This is a genomic window from Chromobacterium sp. Ag138 (genome assembly GCF_055181315.1).
In genome coordinates this window covers 1706294-1724448 of sequence record NZ_JBUPWA010000001.1, presented here as the reverse complement: position 1 = coordinate 1724448, position 18155 = coordinate 1706294, and the positions used below count along the sequence as shown (strand labels likewise).

15 protein-coding genes are annotated in these 18155 nt (G+C 63.2%); 11 read left to right on the top strand and 4 right to left on the bottom strand.

Annotated elements, in window-relative coordinates:
• Positions 1–40: 40 nt before the first annotated feature.
• The 5 genes from gcvP to ACY3GB_RS07715 all read left to right on the top strand — a co-directional run bounded on the left by gcvP (position 41) and on the right by ACY3GB_RS07715 (position 8731).
• On the top strand, positions 41–2893 hold the full coding sequence (gene gcvP, locus ACY3GB_RS07735; protein WP_463088243.1) for an aminomethyl-transferring glycine dehydrogenase: 2853 nt from the start codon (positions 41–43) through the stop codon (positions 2891–2893).
• A gap of 290 nt (positions 2894–3183) precedes the next feature.
• Complete coding sequence (locus ACY3GB_RS07730) at positions 3184–3744, top strand: class I SAM-dependent methyltransferase (protein WP_463088242.1); 561 nt, start codon at positions 3184–3186, stop codon at positions 3742–3744.
• Between the two features lie 205 nt (positions 3745–3949).
• Positions 3950–5944 carry a putative bifunctional diguanylate cyclase/phosphodiesterase gene (locus tag ACY3GB_RS07725; protein WP_463088241.1) on the top strand — a complete coding sequence of 665 codons (1995 nt, stop codon included), beginning with the start codon at positions 3950–3952 and terminating at the stop codon, positions 5942–5944.
• Positions 5945–6129: 185 nt separating this feature from the next.
• Complete coding sequence (locus ACY3GB_RS07720) at positions 6130–7713, top strand: ABC transporter substrate-binding protein (RefSeq protein WP_463088240.1); 1584 nt, start codon at positions 6130–6132, stop codon at positions 7711–7713.
• A 367-nt stretch (positions 7714–8080) separates the two neighbouring features.
• On the top strand, positions 8081–8731 hold the full coding sequence (locus tag ACY3GB_RS07715; protein ID WP_463088239.1) for a TetR/AcrR family transcriptional regulator: 651 nt from the start codon (positions 8081–8083) through the stop codon (positions 8729–8731).
• Between the two features lie 218 nt (positions 8732–8949).
• Here the strand turns inward: ACY3GB_RS07715 and ACY3GB_RS07710 are convergent, their stop codons facing one another.
• The gene (locus tag ACY3GB_RS07710) at positions 8950–10053 is read right to left on the bottom strand and encodes a porin (RefSeq protein ID WP_463088238.1); all 1104 of its coding nucleotides are present in this window, start codon (positions 10051–10053) and stop codon (positions 8950–8952) included.
• A gap of 652 nt (positions 10054–10705) precedes the next feature.
• On the opposite strand from ACY3GB_RS07710, the gene ACY3GB_RS07705 reads away from it, so the two are divergent.
• Complete coding sequence (locus tag ACY3GB_RS07705) at positions 10706–11560, top strand: Rossmann-like and DUF2520 domain-containing protein (RefSeq protein WP_463088237.1); 855 nt, start codon at positions 10706–10708, stop codon at positions 11558–11560.
• Between the two features lie 43 nt (positions 11561–11603).
• Here the strand turns inward: ACY3GB_RS07705 and pncB are convergent, their stop codons facing one another.
• The 3 genes from pncB to ACY3GB_RS07690 are packed head-to-tail and all read right to left on the bottom strand — an operon-like array spanning position 11604 to position 14124.
• Positions 11604–12833 (bottom strand): nicotinate phosphoribosyltransferase, encoded by a 1230-nt coding sequence (pncB, locus tag ACY3GB_RS07700; protein ID WP_463088236.1) that lies wholly within the window; start codon positions 12831–12833, stop codon positions 11604–11606.
• 8 nt (positions 12834–12841) lie between these two features.
• Positions 12842–13546, bottom strand: coding sequence for an SAM-dependent methyltransferase (locus ACY3GB_RS07695; protein ID WP_463088235.1), 705 nt, complete (start codon positions 13544–13546; stop codon positions 12842–12844).
• A complete protein-coding gene (locus tag ACY3GB_RS07690) occupies positions 13543–14124 on the bottom strand; it encodes a Maf family protein (RefSeq protein WP_463088234.1) in 582 nt (193 codons plus the stop codon). Before ACY3GB_RS07690 ends, ACY3GB_RS07695 begins: the two co-directional genes overlap by 4 nt.
• A gap of 118 nt (positions 14125–14242) precedes the next feature.
• On the opposite strand from ACY3GB_RS07690, the gene ACY3GB_RS07685 reads away from it, so the two are divergent.
• The 5 genes from ACY3GB_RS07685 to fabD all read left to right on the top strand — a co-directional run bounded on the left by ACY3GB_RS07685 (position 14243) and on the right by fabD (position 18086).
• The gene (locus ACY3GB_RS07685) at positions 14243–14746 is read left to right on the top strand and encodes a YceD family protein (protein ID WP_463088233.1); all 504 of its coding nucleotides are present in this window, start codon (positions 14243–14245) and stop codon (positions 14744–14746) included.
• Positions 14747–14791: 45 nt separating this feature from the next.
• A complete protein-coding gene (gene rpmF, locus ACY3GB_RS07680) occupies positions 14792–14971 on the top strand; it encodes a 50S ribosomal protein L32 (protein WP_011136965.1) in 180 nt (59 codons plus the stop codon).
• 57 nt (positions 14972–15028) lie between these two features.
• Complete coding sequence (gene plsX, locus ACY3GB_RS07675) at positions 15029–16066, top strand: phosphate acyltransferase PlsX (protein WP_046155641.1); 1038 nt, start codon at positions 15029–15031, stop codon at positions 16064–16066.
• A gap of 5 nt (positions 16067–16071) precedes the next feature.
• Complete coding sequence (locus ACY3GB_RS07670; protein WP_463088232.1) at positions 16072–17031, top strand: beta-ketoacyl-ACP synthase III; 960 nt, start codon at positions 16072–16074, stop codon at positions 17029–17031.
• 125 nt (positions 17032–17156) lie between these two features.
• Complete coding sequence (fabD, locus tag ACY3GB_RS07665; protein ID WP_463088231.1) at positions 17157–18086, top strand: ACP S-malonyltransferase; 930 nt, start codon at positions 17157–17159, stop codon at positions 18084–18086.
• The last annotated feature ends 69 nt before the right edge of the window (positions 18087–18155 follow it).

The following is an 18155-nucleotide window of genomic DNA, read 5'->3' as shown; positions in this document are numbered from 1 at the left end:
CGGCCTCGCGCAGGCCGCCGCAAAGAAGGAAGTCCCAAGCATGTCGCTCTCCGAACTCTTCAATCGCCACGAATTCCTCGCCCGCCACATTGGCCCGTCCGACGCCGAGCGCGCCGAGATGCTGGCCGCCGTCGGCGTGCCGTCCATCGACGCGCTGGTCGACCAGACCTTGCCGGCCGACATCCGCCTGAACCGCCGCCTGGATCTGCCGTCGCCGCAGCCGGAAGCGGAGGCGCTGGCCGCGCTGAAGGCGGTAGCAAGCAAGAACGTGGTCAACAAGTCCTTCATCGGCCTGGGTTACTACCCGGTGCTGACCCCTACGGTCATCCTGCGCAATGTGCTGGAAAATCCGGGCTGGTACACCGCCTATACCCCGTATCAGGCCGAGATCGCCCAAGGCCGTCTGGAATCGTTGCTGAACTTCCAGCAGATGGTGATCGACCTGACCGGCCTGGAAATGGCCAACGCGTCCCTGCTGGACGAGGCCACTGCCGCCGCCGAAGCGATGGCGATGGCCAAGCGCGTCTCCAAGTCCAAGTCCGTCAGCTTCTTCGTCGACAGCCGCGTGCTGCCGCAGACGCTGGACGTGATGAAGACCCGCGCCAAGTACTTCGGCTTCGAGCTGGTGCAAGGCCATCCGGAAGAGGCCGGCAACGGCGATTACTTCGGCGCGCTCTTCCAGTATCCGGGCGAAGCCGGCGACCTGATCGACCTGACCCCGCACATCGCGGCGATCAAGGCCAAGGGCGGCGTGGTCGCCGTCGCCGCCGACGTGATGGCGCTGGTGGCGCTGAAGTCGCCGGCGGAAATGGGCGCCGACATCGCGCTGGGCAACACCCAGCGCTTCGGCGTGCCGATGGGCTTCGGCGGCCCGCACGCGGCTTACTTCGCGTTCAAGGACGAGATGAAACGCTCGGCGCCGGGCCGCATCATCGGCGTGTCCATCGACGCCAAGGGCAAGACCGCGCTGCGCATGGCGCTGCAGACCCGCGAGCAGCATATCCGCCGCGAGAAGGCCAACTCCAATATCTGTACCAGCCAGGTGTTGCTGGCCAATATCGCCGGCCTGTATGCCGTTTACCACGGCGCGGAAGGGGTGCGGCGCATCGCCGCCCGCATCCATCGGCTGGCCGCCATCTTCGCCCACGCGGTGAAAGAGGCCGGCGGCAAGCTGGCGTTCGACCGCTTCTTCGACACCGTGCAGGTGGACGCGCCCAAGGCCGATGCCATCTACGCCGCGGCGCTGGCCGCCGGCTACAATCTGCGCCGCGTCGGCAAGACCGTGCTGGGCGTGGCTTTCCACGAGGCCGCCACCGAGGCGGATCTGGCCAAGCTGATCGAGCTGTTCACCGGCAAGCCGGCCGACATCGCCGCCTTGGACGCCGCCGCCCAGGACGCGATCCCGGCCGCGCTCAAGCGCGAGTCGGCCATCCTGACCCACCCGGTGTTCAACACCCACCATAGCGAGCACGAGATGCTGCGCTATATGAAGAAGCTGGAAAACCGCGACCTGGCGATGAATCACTCGATGATCTCGCTGGGCAGCTGCACCATGAAGCTGAACGCCACCAGCGAGATGATTCCGATCACCTGGCCGGAATTCGCCAATATGCACCCGTTCGCGCCGCGCGAGCAGACTGTCGGCTATCTGCAGCTGATCGAAGGCCTGCAGACGCAGTTGAAGGCGATCACCGGCTTCGACGCGATCTCGATGCAGCCCAACTCCGGCGCCCAGGGCGAATACGCCGGCCTGTTGGCCATCAGCCGCTACCATGAGTCGCGCGGCGAGGGCCACCGCGACATCTGCCTGATTCCGCAATCGGCGCACGGCACCAACCCGGCCACCGCGCAGATGATGAATATGCAGGTGGTGGTGGTGAAGTGCGACGAGGCCGGCAATGTCGACGTCGCCGACCTGAAGGCCAAGGCCGAACAGCACGCCGCCAATCTGGCCGCGCTGATGATCACCTATCCGTCCACCCACGGCGTGTTCGAGCAGGGCATCAAACAGATCTGCGAGATCGTCCACGCCCACGGCGGCCAGGTGTACATGGACGGCGCCAACCTCAACGCCCAGGTGGGCCTGACCCGCCCGGCCGACATCGGCGCCGACGTGTCGCACATGAACCTGCACAAGACCTTCTGCATCCCGCACGGCGGCGGCGGGCCGGGCATGGGCCCGATCGGCCTGAAGGCGCATTTGGCGCCGTTCATCGCCAATCATGTGGTGGCGCCGGTGCCGGGCGCGGTGGAAGGGCAGACCGCGGTCTCGGCCGCGCCGTTCGGCTCGGCTTCCATCCTGCCGATCTCTTACATGTACATCGCGATGATGGGTGCCGAGGGCATGAAGCAGGCGACGGAGAACGCGCTGCTGTCGGCCAACTATCTGGCCACTCGCCTGGCCGAGCATTTCCCGGTGCTGTACACCGGCGCCAATGGCCGTGTCGCCCACGAGTGCATCATCGATCTGCGCCCGCTGAAGGCCGCTTCTGGCGTGACGGAGGTGGACGTGGCAAAACGGCTGATGGACTACGGCTTCCACGCGCCGACCATGAGCTTCCCGGTGCCGGGCACGCTGATGATCGAGCCGACCGAATCCGAGCCCAAGGCCGAGCTGGATCGCTTCATCGCGGCGATGGCTTCCATCCGCGCCGAGATCGACCAGGTGCAAAGCGGCGCATGGCCTGCGGACAACAATCCGCTCGTCAACGCGCCGCACAGCAAGGCCGACATCGCCGGCGACTGGAACCGCCCGTACAGCCGCGAACAGGGCCTGTTCCCGCTGCCTTACGTGCTGGAGAACAAGTTCTGGCCGAGCGTGAACCGCATTGACGATGTCTACGGCGACCGCAACGTGGTATGCAGCTGCCCGGGCATGGAAAACTACGCGTAAACGCCTGCCGGCCTGGCCGGCTCCGCCTCAACCCGCCGGTTTTTGCCGGCGGTTTTTTTATGTCTGATAAATGTATAAGGGTAAATACTTAGAAATAATAACTAAGTAGTCATACGTTCACGTTCGAACTATCACTAAGAGGGATGCAAAGCCGCCTGGCGGGAACGACGCGCAGGCGCATATTTGGGGCAGGAAGCAAGCGGGAGTGAGTGAAAATGTGCGTCGCTAATTTTGATGCTTTTTATCGCGGAAACGATTCCTTTTATGGCGACAGGCCGGCGCTGTCGCTGATGTATTTTCTGGAGAAATATGGCGTGGGCGGCGGCGGCAGGGGGCTGGACCTGGCTTGCGGCCAGGGCCGCAACGCCTTGTACCTGGCGAACCGCGGATTCTCCATGTTCGGCGTGGATGAGTCGTCCGAGGCCGTGTCCAAGATGGGCGAGCAGGCTGATCGGCGGCGGCTGGACGTCAGCGGCAAGGTGGTCAACCTGACCGAGCTGGAAATCGAGCCGCAGCGCTACCGCATCATCATCGCCTATACCGCGCTGGATCATGTCGATGCGGCCGCCGGCGAGCGGCTGGCCCAGGCGATGATGGCGGGGCTGGAGCCGGGCGGCTATCTGTTCGCCGCGGTGTTCATGGTGGATGACCCAGGCTGCGCCGGAACGGGCGGGGGCGTCAGCGAAACCGCGGCTTATGTCCGCCACTACTACCAACCGGGCGAGTTGCGCGAGCAGTTCTCCGGATTGACGCCTCTGGCTTACCAGGAGGAGTTCGCGCTGGATCTCAGCCATGGGCATCCGCATCACCACAGCATGGCCAGGTTGTTCGCCCATAAACAGGCCGCCTGAGGGCGCGGTCGCCAATCCAGAAAACAGGGCGCGAGCCCTGTTTTTCATTGCGGGACGGGAAGGCGGGCGCCGATCGCTTGAGCCGGATTTCGCGATGAGCAAAAAACGCGTCAGGAAATGAGACGTGTTTGTTACAATGGCGGGCGCTCGCGATGGCAGTCGCGCGGCGCTTTTTTGATGAATAAATAAAAGGTTAGCGGCGGACATGCCGATAAGAAGCGTACTTTGCTGGCAGGGGGGCGACCTGGAGCTGCTGGAGGCCTTGAGCTTGCCGGTGTGGATTTTCGATATCGACCACAAGCGGGTGTTCTGGGCCAACGAGGCCGGGCTGCAGGTGTGGGGCGCGGCTAGCCTGCTGGAGTTGCAGGCGCGCGACATGTCGCAGGATATGTCGGTGTCGGTGGCGCAACGGCTGGCCCAGTACCAGCAGGACTTCGAACGCGAAGGCAGCTGTTTCGTGGAAAGCTGGACGCTGTATCCCAATGGCCGGCCCTGCGTGCTCAAGGTGAAGTTCCGCGGCATACGGGTGAATGGCCGGATGCTGATGTTCTGCGAGGCGCAGAACAGCCTCAGCGCCGACCCGGCGTCCCTGCGCAGCACGGAGGCGCTGTTGCACACCTCGGTGCTGATCACGCTTTACGACGGCGAGGGCCGCGCGCTGTATCGCAACCCGGCCTCGCGCGAGCAGCTGGCGGTGGCCGGAGAAGGCTGGCGCCAGCATTTCGTCCACGACAGCGATTGGCAGCAACTGCGGCAGGGCGTGGCCGCCTGCGGCGAGTCGCGGCTGCTGGCGCGGGTCAATACCCGGGAGGGCATGCGCTGGCACGAGGTGTCGGCCCGCGCCTGCCGCGACGCCGTCACCGGGCAGGACGCGCTGCTGGTCAGCGAGGTGGACATCACCGATCTCAAGCACGCCGAGGCGCGCGCCAGCTTCCTGGCCAACCACGACGTGCTCACCGGCTTGCCCAACCGCAACGGCATCCGCAGCGAGTTGCTGCCCCATCTGCAGCAGGCGCTGCGCAATGGCCGCCAGGTGGCGCTGATGTTCATCGACCTGGACCGCTTCAAGAACGTCAACGATTCGCTCGGCCACGCCTGCGGCGACGAGCTGCTGATCCGGATGGCCGGGCGGCTGGTCGGCCTGCTTGGCCATGAGGAGAAGGCCGCTAGGCTGGGCGGCGACGAGTTCCTGGTGATGCTGAGCGCGCCGCAGGTGGCGGAGCAGGCGGAGGCGCTGGGGCGCCGCATCCTGCAGGCGCTGGCGGTGCCGATGCGGCTGGAGGGCATGGACGTCGGCGTGTCGGCGTCCATCGGCGTCAGCGTGTGCGAGGGCCGGACGCTGGACCTGGAGCAGATGATGCGCCACGCCGATCTGGCGATGTACGCCGCCAAGGACGCGGGACGCAACAACCTGATGTTCTTCACGCCGGCGCTGGAGGCGCGCAGCCAGGCGCAGCTGGCGCTGGAGAACGATATCCGCCGGGGCCTGGAGCACGGCGAATTCGTCGCCTACTTCCAGCCGCGGGTGGACATCGCCAGCGGACAGGTGGTCGGCGCCGAGGCCCTGGCGCGCTGGCGCCATCCCTTGCGCGGCCTGTTGATGCCGGACAGCTTCATTCCCATCTGCGAAGACTGCGGCATGGTGATGGAACTGGGCCGGCAGATCCTGGTTCAGGCCGCGCGCCAGCAGCGCCAGTGGCGCGACCGGGGGCTGGACTTGCTGGTGTCGGTCAACCTGTCCGCCAGCCAGTTTGTCGATCCCGGCCTGCCCGGCCTGGTGGAGCAGATACTGGCCGACAGCGGCTGCCAGCCGGACAAGCTGGAGCTGGAGATCACCGAATCGGTGCTGCTGGGGCACGATGAGCAAACCATGCACACCTTGCAGGCCCTGCGCGCGCTGGGGCTGCGCATCGCGGTGGACGATTTCGGCACCGGCTATTCCAATCTGGCCTATCTGCAGCGCTACCCGCTGACCTCGCTGAAGATAGACCGTTCCTTCATCGCCGACCTGGACGACAAGCCGGCCATCGCCGAACTGATCACGACACTGTGCCGGATGATGGGATTGAACATGGTGGCGGAAGGCGTGGAAACCGAAGCGCAGCTGGCGTGGCTGGCCGAGCGCGGCTGCCAGGAATACCAGGGCTATCTGTGCAGCCCGGCCTTGTCCGCCCAGGAGTTTCTGCAGCGCCTGTTCTAGCGCTGTCGATAGCGGGGGAGGCGAGGGAGGCCGCCGATCATCCTGTTTCCTCAGCGGACAGCGGCCGCCATGGACGGCGTCTTTATATCAATATGTGGATTAAATCGTTGGATTCGAGGCATTCTTCGCTTACCCTATGCCGGTAATGCAGGCGGCATGTTCCGGCCTGCGGCAAGGAGAATGAGATGAAGACATTGAGCGCCGCCGCGTTGGCGGCCCTGCTGCCGATGGCCGCTGTCGCGGCCAAGCCCCTGACCGTATGCACCGACGCCAACCCGGAAGGCTTCGACGTGGTGCAGTACAACTCGCTGGTCACCACCAACGCTTCCGCCGACATATTGATGAACCGCCTGGTGGAGTACGACGCCGCCGCCGGCAAGCTGCAGCCGGGCCTGGCCAGCAGCTGGGAGGTGAGCGCGGATGGCTTGAACTACACCTTCCACCTGCGGCCCAACGTCGGTTTCCACAATACCGACTACTTCAAGCCGACGCGCAAGCTGAACGCCGACGATGTGGCGTTCACCTTCGACCGGATGCTGAACCCCGACAATCCCTGGTACAAGACCGCGCCGGCCGGCTATCCGCATGCGCAGGCGATGCAGTTTCCCAAGCTGATCAAGGCGGTGCGCAAGCTCGATCCGCTGACGGTGCGCTTCGAGCTGAATTATCCGGAAGCCACCTTCCTGTCCAGCCTGACCATGGGCTTCGCTTCCATCTATTCCGCCGAATACATGTCGCAGCTGCTGGCCGCCGGCAAGACCGGCGAACTCAACAGCAAGCCTGTCGGCACCGGGCCTTTCGTGTTCAAGAGCTTCGCCAAGGACGCCTTGGTGCGCTACGCGCCCAATCCGGGCTATTTCGGCGCCAAGCCCAAAGTATTAGCGCTGGTGTACGCGATCACCCCGGATTCCAATGTGCGGCTGCAGAAGCTGCGCGCCGGCGAATGCCAGATCGCGCTGTCGCCCAAGCCGCAGGATGTGCAGGCGGCCAAGGCGGACGGCAAGCTGCAGGTGTCGCAGACGCCGGCCTTCATGACCGCCTTCGTCGCCTTCAACAGCCAGAAGAAGCCGTTGGACAACCCACAGGTGCGTCAGGCGATCAATCTCGCCTTCGACAAGGCCAGTTATTTGAAGACGGTATTCGGCAATGCCGCCGGCGCCGCCAGTCTGGTCTATCCGCCCAATACCTGGAGCTACGACAAGACCATCAAGCCCTATGCCTATGATCCGGCGCAGGCGAAGAAGCTGCTGGCCCAGGCCGGCTATCCCAATGGATTCGACGTTTCGGTGTGGGTGCGCCCCAGCGGCAGCACGCTGAACCCCAATCCCAAGGCCGGCGCGGAGCTGTTGCAGGCCGATTTGGCCAAGGTGGGCGTACGGCTGCAGATCAAGGTGCTGGAGTGGGGCGAGCTGATCAAGCGCGGCAAGGCCGGCGAGCACGAGATGCTGTTCATGGGCTGGGCCGGCGACAACGGCGATCCGGACAATTTCCTGACGCCGCAGTTTTCCTGCGCCGCGGTGCAGTCCGGCACCAATTTCGCCCGTTATTGCGACGGCAAGCTGGACAAGCTGATCGCCGACGGCAAGAAAACCAGCGATTTCAAGGCCAGAGCCAAATTGTATCAAGCCGCCCAGCACGCCATCCATGAGCAGGCGTTGTGGCTGCCGCTGGCGCATCCGATCGCCTATGGCTTGGCGCGCAAGGAGGTGACGGGCTACATTGTTAATCCTTATGGACGGGTCAATTTCGCTAGTGTTGGCTTGAAATAAACGATTTATCGAGTAAAAATAGACCACTCCGTTTTATAAACAGAGTGGTCTCTTTCTTTTTTGGGTTTGCGCCAGAGCAAAGCCGCACTCGTCTCGGACGGAGATAATGCTTGATGGCGCGCAGGATGGGGCGTCGCCGCGACAAAGCGCTGATGCGTGGCGCGGAGCCGTGTTGCCAGTTGCATGCAGACCGCCGGGATTTGGTAGTATTGCTGGAGCGGCCGCGCCTGGCGCGGCTGTTGGGAGAGAGAGGAGCGCCTTGCCGTTGGCGTGTCTTGCTTGTTCTTAGAATGTGCCCGCCCTCGCTTGGGCATGCGCTTTCGCGTATCATGCGCTGGGCTCGGGCCGATAAATGATAAAACAATAGATGCAAACTAGACGAACACAGCAAAGCCGCAGGGAGTCCACCATAGGCAAACTGGTGGAGGCGGCGATCGAATGCCTGATGGAGAGCGGCTACCACGGCACCAGCGTGCAACTGATCTGCGGCCGCGCCGGCGTTTCGCAAGGCGCGCTGTTCCGCCACTTCGCCACCAAGAACGAGCTGATGCAGCCGGTGGGGCGCAAGGTGGTGGACGACATCTTCGAGTCCGCGCTCGCGTTGGCGGCGCAATTGCCGGCCGGCATGTCCGAGGAGGAGCGCATCATCGCGCTGATGAAGGCGCTGGTGATGTCGCCGCGCCACATCGTGCTGCTGGAGCTGCTGATGGCGGCGCGCACCACGCCGGATCTGCGCGACATCTTCCTGGGCAGCTCCAGCACCTATTTCCGCGACCGCTTCGTAGCGATGATGGCCTCGCTGTTTCCGCGCTACGCGATCTCCACCGGCTTCTTCGCCACCCTGCTCACCATGATGACTACGATGCACGGCATGGCGCTGTATCGCACGCTGGCCGAGCACCCGGAAGGCGACAAGATGCGCGAGCAATGGCTGCTGTCCGCGTTGAGGGCCGAGCTGGAGCGGATACGTCAGGAAGGGGCGGATACCCGCAACCCGGTTTACCAGCTGCCGTTCTGAATATCCGTTTTTCAGCTGAAAACCCCGTCGCTTGCGGCGGGCTTTTCTTTATCTATTGGATTTGGAATTGATCCGCTAGCAGGGAAGGGGCATGCGATTGTGCGGTGCTGGCCGCTAGGATTGTTCTATTCATCCATTTGAAACGGACATGAAAAAAGACCCGCCGAAGCGGGTCTTTTTGCGTCTAAGTTCGCAGGTTCTTGCGTCGAACCGTTGAATTAGAAGGCGTGAACCATGTTCAGGCCGAAGGACTTCAGATCCTTGTTGCCGTTGCCCTTAACGGCGATCTGGCCGTATTGAGCGCCGAAGGTGGTGCGCTTGGAGATGGCGTAGTCAGCACCCAGAACGTATTGATCGTACTTGGTGTTGTCGATGGATACGCCGTTCACCTTCACGTTGTTGCCGTGAGCGTAGGTGAATTTCGGAGTGATGGCACCGAAGGTGTAAGCAGCGGTCAACGCGTACTCTTGGGTCTTCACTTGATCGGTGATCTTGTAGCCTGCCGGAGCGGACTCGCCAACCAGACCGGCCCAGCTGCTGCCGATGATGTCGTAGCCACCCTTCTCTTGTTGGTAGCCCAAGCCTACGAACAGGTTGTTGGCGTTGTAACCAACTTCCAGGCGATGCTTGTCGTTAGCTTGGTAAGAGGTTTGGGTGTAAACGGTGGTGCTTACGCCCAGGACGGTAACCGGGGTGTTAACGCCGGAGCTTGCCTTGGATTGATGAGTGTAAGCGTACTTGCCGAAGAAGCCGCTGTTTTCGTAGCCCAGGCCAACAACGGAAGTTTCGCGGTCTTGCGAACCGGTGGTCTTGTCTTCCTTGGTACCGTACTGGATGGCGGCGGTCAGGCCCGGAACTACGGCCGGCAGGTCGTAGCGTACGGAATTCTTCAGACGAACGCCGTCACGAGTGAAGATGCTCAGGCCCAGCGCGTCGCTGTTGTATTCCCAAGTATCAACAGTGCCCATATCGCTGTCCAGGAAGTTGGACACGTTACCCAGGCGCACGGTACCGAAGCCGCCTTGCAGGCCAATGAAGGAATTACGGTTAGCGAAGGTGCCGCTGCTGGACTTGCCGTATTGATCCTTGTTGCCGTCAACAGCGAAGCCGGTTTCAACTTGCCAGATGGTCTTCAGGCCGTTGCCCAGATCTTCAGTACCCTTGAAGCCGATACGGGAACCCAGGTCGTCGATGTTGGTTTGCTTGGTAACGCCGTTGTCGTTGTATTCAACGCCGCCTTTGAGTTTGCCGTAGATGGTTACGTCGGCGAATGCGGCAGCCGGCAGGGTGGCTACCAGCAGGGCGATCAGACTCTTTTTCATGGTCAAGTCATCCTTTTTTAGGTTTAGGAATGTGAGCAAATGCTATTGGCTGGGTTGTGAAAATGCAACTTCACCTGCCGAATTGTGTTGCTATCAAGCAACTCATGTTGTGTTTTGCGCAGTATGAAATTCGATTTTGTTTGTTGTAAGTTGCTGAATTGTCAGGATTGTTACTGTGGTGGTGTGTGGCTTTGGAGTGTGTTGCAAAAAAGCATCAATGTTATGAAATGCTTATGATTATTGGATTTTATGAGGATGGCTGCCTGAAATTGGCAAAAAAATAGCCCGTCCGGAAGGGGGCGGGCTGAAAAATCAACGTGACTTGAAGTGAATCCAGCAGGCGCGGATTGCATCCACGTGAATTCGCTTTCGATCATGATAAAAGAAAGCATTAGCTCTGTAAATGGAGTAGATATTCCATTTTTGAATTGTTTGTCAATGCGGATTGTATTCAAGGTATTGATTTTATTTGAAAATTTACACGTTGAATAAGTTGCAAAAATGCGCATCTATAGTGCTGTAGTGAGGCATTTTGGCTACGAAGTCATGCGTTTGGGGGCTTGATGCGTGCCTGGCGCGGCAGCCGGCGATTGTGGAAATCCCCTACAATGTCGCCTCCGGATCCGAGGCTGAGGCCAGGTATATATAAGGTATGCAAACACTGACAGTGGTGGGGCTGGGAAGGTTGGGGCGCAGCGTGGCCAGGCTGGCGGCGCTGAGCGGCGCCTATCGTCTGCTCGATGTGATGGGGCGGCGCTTGCCGCCGCTGGAGGAGGCGCGCGCCTTTGTCGGCGCCGGGCGGCTGGTGAACGACATGAGGCAGTTGGCTCCAGCCGATCTGTATCTGCTGGCGGTGCCGGATGCCGCCATCGCATCCTGCGCGCGCACGCTGGCGGCGGCGGGCGTGGCGCCTGGGGGCTCTGTGGTGTTTCATGCTAGCGGCGCGGCCGACGCTTCGTTGTTGCAGCCGCTGGCGGAGCAGGGGGTGTTGACCGCCAGCCTGCACCCTGCATTTTCCTTCGCCGATCCCGGACGGGCGGTGGAGGGCTTTGCCGGCACGCTGTGCGCGTTGGAGGGCGATGAGGAGGCCTGCCGCAGGCTGGAGGCTTTCGCGCGCGCGCTGGGCGGGCGGCCGTTCCGGCTGGCGCCCGGCGGCAAGGCCGCCTATCACGCCGGCTTGTCGGTGGCGTCCAATTTCCTGGTGGCGCTGACCGAGATGGCGCGGCAGCTGACGGCCCGCGCCGGCGTGCCGCCGGAATTGACGCAGCCTTTGCTGGGCGGCTTGATGCGGCAGACGCTGGACAATGCGCTGGAGATGGGGCCGTACGAGGCGCTGACCGGGCCGATCCTGCGCGGCGATATCGGCACCGTCGAGCGCCATCTGGAGGTGTTGGCCGATACCGGCTTGCTTCCCGCCTACCGCGCGCTGGGCCGCCAGGTGGTGGCGCTGGCCGGAGATCGCCTGCAGGAACCGGCGCGCCAGCAGTTGCTGGCGCTGTTGTATTGAGCCGGCTTGGCGCGCCAGTCGTGCGGGTAGGCGCGGCGCCGGATCAGGGGGTGGTTGGCGGCTCTTGGCGCGGGGCGGGCACTTTGAATACCTGGCGCAGGTAGGCGAGGAAGGTTTCGTCGCTGCACATGGTCTTGCCCGGGCTGTCGGATAGCTTGGCCACCGGCTGGCCGTTGCAGCTGACCAGCTTCAGCACGATTTGCAGCGGCTCCAGCCCCATGTCGTTGGTGAAGTGGGTGCCGATGCCGAAGCTGACCTGGATGTGCGGGCTGAAGTGGCGCTGCAGCGCCAGCGCGCTGTCCACGCTGAGGCCGTCGCTGAAGGTCAGCATCTTGGTCGCCGGATCGATCCGCAGCTTGCGGTAATGGGCGATCGCCCGCTCTCCCCATATATAAGGATCGCCGCTGTCGTGGCGCAGGCCGTCGAACAGCTTGGCGAAATAGAGGTCGAAATCGGCGAGGAAGGCGTCCATGCCGACCACATCGGTCAGCGCGATGCCCAGGTCGCCGCGATATTCCTGCACCCATGATTCCAGCGCGGCCTTCTGGAAGTCCCGCAGCCGCACGCCCAGCGCCTGAAATGCTTGGAAGAATTCGTGCGCCATGGTGCCGATCGGCGTGATGCCCAGCTTGCGGGCCAGGTAGACGTTGCTGGTGCCGCGGAATACCTGCGGCAGCGCATGGTTCAGCCTTTCCACCACGTGGGCCTGCCAGTCGCGGCTGAAGCGGCGGCGGGTGCCGAAGTCGGCGATCAGCAGCGGAAAGCGCTGGCCGGCGGCCTCCTCGCGCTGGAAGCGCTCCAGTTCCGCCAGCTTGGCTTCCAGCCGGCGGCGGCCTTCCTCGCGCACCGCCTTGCTGTCCAGCGGGCGGAAATACAGCTCGTTGACGATGGCCAGCACGAAGATCTCGAAGAACATCGCTTGCACCATCGGGCCTTTGATCCGGATGGCCAGCTGCTCGCCTTCCTCGCTCACGCTGATGAAGCGGCGCTGCAGGTGGAACAGTTCCAGGTAGTCGACATAGTCGCTTTTGATGAAGCGCAGGCCGCGCAGATAATCCAGCTCGTCCTGGCTGAAGCGCAGTTCGCACAGCATGTCCAGCTGGGCCTCCAGTTGCTGTTTCAGCTGGGTCAGCGGCGTGTCCGGGTGGTTGCGGCAGCGGAATTCGTATTCGCCGTGAGCGGCGGGAAACTGGTGCAGCACCACCTGCAGCATGGTGAACTTGTAAAGATCGGTATCCAGCAGCGACTGGATGATGGGCGTGTTCTTGAGCATGGCGCTTCTCAGGCGGCGTGGATCACGAAAATGGCCGGCCGCTTGTGCAGATCGGGCGGGGTTTGCGGCCAGTCCTGCACCCGGTGGCTGACGATGGTCTGCGTCGGCAGGGTCAGGTCGCAGGCTACCGCGAGCCGGGTGGAGGGCGCCAGCGTTTCCCGCAGCTGTTGCAGCAGCGCATTGTTGCGGTACGGCGTTTCGATGAACAGCTGGGTCTCGTTGTTCTTGCGCGAGCGTTGTTCCAGCTCTTTCACCCGTTTGGCCTTTTCGGCGGCGTCCACCGGCAGGTAGCCATGGAAGGCGAAGCATTGGCCGTTGGCGCCGCTGGCCATCAGCGCCAGCAGGATGGAGGAGGGGCCGATCAACGGTTCGACGCGGATGCCGTGCTGGTGCGCCAGCGCCACCAGCTGCGCGCCGGGGTCTGCCACCGCCGGGCAGCCGGCTTCGGAGATCAGGCCGACATCGTGGCCGGCCTTCAGCGGCGCCAGCAGCGCGGCGACATCCGCCTCCTTGGTGTGCTCGTTCAGCGTGCTCATCGCCAGCTCGCGGATCGGCGTCGCCACGCCCAGCGCCTTCAGGTGCTTGCGCGCGGTTTTTTCCGCTTCGACGACGAAATGGCGGATGTGGACGACTTTGGCGCGCTCGCCTTCCGGCAGCCAGGCGATGTTTTCATCGCCCAGCGGGGCGGGGATCAGGAACAGGGCGCCGCTCATCGCAGCACCTCCACGCCCTCGTTGCCCAGCATGGTGACCAGCTGGAACAGCGGCACGCCGATCAGCGCGTTGGGGTCGTCGGACTCCACTTTCTCCAGCAGCGCGCCGCCCAGACCTTCGCTCTTGGCGCTGCCCGCGCAGTGGAGGGCGTCCGGCTCGCGGGCGAGATAATTGCGGATCTGCGCCTCGGTCAGCGCGCGCAGCGTGACGCGGGTGATGCCCACGCATTCCTGCAGCCGGCCGCTGGCGCTGTTGTACAGCGCCAACGCCGAGTGGAAGACCACGGTGCGGCCGCTCATCCACATCAGCATCTCCACGCCCTGCTCGAAGCCGCCGGGCTTGCCGATCTGCTTGCCGTCCAGCAGCGCCACCTGATCGGAGCCTATGATCAGGGAATCAGGATGCTTGCCGGCCAGCGACTGGGCCTTGGTGCGGGCCAGGCGCACCGCGGTTTCCAGCGCGGTTTCGCCGGGCAGCGGCGTTTCATCGCAGATCGGCGGTTCGGAGTGGAAGGGCAGGCCCAGGCGGGCGATGATTTCTTGGCGGTAGCGGGAGGTGGAAGCCAGTACGATGTGCATGTTGCGAGCCGGTTGACGGCAACGCCGGCGGCGCGGCCGCGTCGGCCGGCGGCCACGGTTCGGCCTTGCCTTGTTTCTTTTGACAAATCAGGGGAATGGATTGTACCATGCGGAGTTTATGTCTAAACCGATTTTGATCGATCCGCTCAAGTTCGCCCGGGAAGGGCGCTCGCTGTCCGGCAAGCTGCCGGTCGGCGGGCTGGACGAGCGCGTTCATAGCGACCTGTCGGATACCTCTGGCGAGGTGTCTTATCAGCTCGACGGCTCTCGAGACGAGCTGCAGCGTTTTACGCTGCGCATCCGCCTGACGGCGGACCTGCGCGTCACCTGCCAGCGCTGCCTGGACGGCATGCCGTTCAGCCTGGGCACCGATTCGGTGCTCACGCTGTTCGCCAGCCAGGAAAAGCTGGACGAGGCCTGCGAGCAGGGCGAAGAGCTGGACGCGGTTCTCGCCGAACCCGAACTGGACGTGATTGCGCTGATCGAAGACGAAATCATCATGGGCTTGCCGCATTCGCCGAAACACGACGAATGCAGCAGGGATACTCTCTCGCTCGCCAAGGCTGACAAGCCCAACCCGTTTGCGGTGCTGGCGGCGCTTAAGAGACCCAAGTCCGAGTAACCCGGATTCGCATTAGAATCTACTTGAATTTCTTAGGAGTCGACCATGGCTGTTCAACAGAACAAAAAGTCCCCGTCCAAGCGCGGCATGCATCGTGCACACGATTTTCTGACCGCTCCGGCTCTGGCAGTTGAAGCCAGCACCGGCGAAGCCCACCTGCGCCACCACATCAGCCCGAACGGCTTCTACCGTGGCCGCAAGGTTGTGAAGACCAAGGGCGAGTAATCTCCCTGTCCTCGCTTCCTTTCCTTTTTTGGTAGGCACTTTATACCGCAATCGTTGATGACTATCACCGTCGCGGTTGATGCTATGGGCGGTGACGTTGGCCTCAAGGTTACCGTCCCGGCATCGATCCAATTCCTGCAAGACCACCCCGACATCCATCTGATTCTCGTAGGCGACCAGCCGGCCCTGGAGGCTGAATTGGCCCTGCACGATGGCGCCGTGCGTGAGCGCATCCTCATCCAGCATGCCACCCAGGTGGTGGGAATGGACGAGGCGCCTCAGCTCGCCCTCAAGAATAAAAAAGATTCGTCGATGCGGGTGGCGATCAATCTGGTCAAGGAAGGCAAAGCGCAGGCCGCCGTTTCCGCCGGCAACACCGGCGCGCTGATGGCTACCGCCCGCTTCGTCCTCAAGACCATCCCGGGCATCGACCGTCCCGCCATCGCGAAGCTGCTGCCCAATGTCAAGGGCACTTCCTGCGTGCTGGATCTGGGCGCCAATGTCGATTGCACCCCAGAACAACTTTTGCAGTTCGGCATCATGGGTTCCGAACTGATGGCCTGCCTGCAAGGCAAGGCCAATCCTTCCGTCGGCCTGTTGAATATCGGCAGCGAAGATATCAAGGGCAACGACAATATCAAGAAGACTGCCGAGCTGTTGCGCCAGTCGGAGCTGAACTTCTACGGCAACGTGGAGGGCGACGACATCTGCAAGGGCACGACCGATGTGGTAGTCTGCGATGGTTTTACCGGCAATGTGGCGCTCAAGACAGCTGAGGGGCTGGCGCACATGTTCGCCGTATTCCTGAGGGAAGAGTTCGGCCGCAGCTGGTGGACGCGTTTGTGCGCGTTGGCCGCGCTGCCGGTGCTGGGCCTTTTCAAGAAGCGCATCGATCCGCGCCGCTACAACGGGGCCAGCCTGCTGGGCCTGCGCGGCATCGTGGTGAAAAGCCACGGCGGCGCCGATGTCACAGGATTCCGTTACGCGTTGGCGCAGGCATGCGAGGAGGCCGGTTCCGACGTGATTGCACACATCGCCGATCGGGTTGCCAAACAACTAGACAACCTCAAGCAATCCGAGGCGGAAGCGAACTGAAACATATGGGCTATTCCCGCATTCTCGGCACTGGCAGCTTCCTGCCGTCCCGGGTGCTCACCAATGCGCAATTGGCCGAACGGGTGGAAACCAGCGACGAGTGGATTGTCTCTCGCACCGGCATCCGCGCGCGCCATATTGCCGATGAAGGGCACAAGACCAGCGATCTGGCGCTGAAGGCGGCGGAAGCCGCCATCGCCAGCGCAGGCATCGACAAGGTCGAGATCGACCTGATCATCGTCGCCACCACCACTCCCGACATGATTTTTCCCAGCACCGCCTGCATCCTGCAGGAGAAGCTGGGCTTGCCCGGCGTGCCGGCTTTCGACGTGCAGGCGGTGTGCGCCGGCTTCGCTTACGCGCTGGCCACCGCCAACGCCTACATCAAGAGCGGCATGTCGAAGAAGGCATTGGTGATCGGCGCCGAAATCATGTCGCGCGTGCTGGACTGGGATGATCGCCGGACCTGCGTGCTGTTCGGCGACGGCGCCGGCGCGGTGGTGCTGGGCGCGTCCGACGAGCCCGGCATCCTGCATGCCAAGCTGGCGGCCGACGGCCGTTACCAGGGCTTGCTGAACACGCCGGCGCAAATCTCCGGCGGCAAGATCCAGGGCATGCCCTATCTGCACATGGATGGCCCGGCGGTATTCAAGTTCGCCGTCAAGTCGCTGTCCGAAATCGCCGCCGCCACGCTGGCGGAGGCGGGCGTCGACAAGGCCGATCTGGATTGGCTGGTGCCGCATCAGGCCAACTTGCGCATCATCGAGTCCACGGCCAAGCATCTGGGCCTGTCGATGGACAAGGTCGTCGTCACCTTGCCGGAGCAGGGCAATACTTCGGCCGCCTCCATTCCGCTGGCGCTGGACGCCGCGGTGCGCGACGGACGCATCCAGCGCGGCCAGACCGTGATGCTGGAAGGCATTGGCGGCGGTTTCGCCTGGGGCGCGGTGCTGCTGACCTTCTGATTGGAATTCCACAAAGTGGCTTTTTCGCCGCGTGATCGCCGATAATGACAGCGTTTATTGATCGGCCTCGTGGCGCGAACGGCCGCTTTGCGTCATCCTTTGCGTCGAATTCTGTGGAGTCGACTATGGCTTTTGCTTTTCTTTTTCCGGGACAGGGCTCGCAGAGTCTGAAGATGATGGACGGCTTCGCCGACCTGCCCGTGGTGCAGCATACTTTCGAAGAGGCGTCCGACACGCTGTCGCTGGACCTGTGGGCGATGCTGCAGGCGGATGGCGCCGACGCGATCAACGCCACCGTGAACACCCAGCCCATCATGCTGGCCGCCGGTTACGCCACGTATCTGGCGTGGCAGGAGCTGAACGGCAAGCAGCCGTCCATCGTGGCCGGCCATAGCCTGGGCGAATACACCGCTCTGGTGGCCGCCGGCGCGCTGCCGTTCGCCGAGGCGGTGAAGCTGGTGCGCCTGCGCGCCGAGGCGATGCAGGCCGCGGTGCCGGCCGGCGCCGGCGCGATGGCGGCCATTCTCAACCTGTCCGACGACGACATCCGCGCCGCCTGCGCGGAAGCCGCCCAGGGCGAGGTGGTGGAAGCCGTCAACTTCAACTCCCCGGGCCAGGTGGTGATCGCCGGCAACAAGGGCGCGGTCGAGCGGGCGATGGACTTGTGCAAGGCCAAGGGAGCCAAGCGCGCGCTGCCGTTGCCGGTATCGGTGCCGTCGCATTGCTCGCTGATGCGGCCGGCAGCCGAGCGACTGGCCGAGGCGCTGCAGGGCGTGCACCTGAGCGCGCCGGCCATTCCGGTGCTGCACAACGCCGATGTGGCCAGTTACAACGACGCGTCGCAAATCGGCGACGCGCTGACCCGCCAGCTGTACATGCCGGTGCGCTGGACCGAAACCATCCAGAAGTTGGCCGCCGACGGCGTGACCATGATGGCCGAGTGCGGGCCGGGCAAAGTGCTGGCGGGCCTCGCCAAACGCATCGACGGCAACGTCAAGTGCCTGGCGCTGACTGATCGCGCGGCGCTGGAAGCCGCGCGCGAAGCGCTGGCCTGACGTGAAATTCCGGCGGGCCGGCCCAGGCCGGACCGCCATCGCCCCTTTCGGCGACAGCCGGGCGGGACG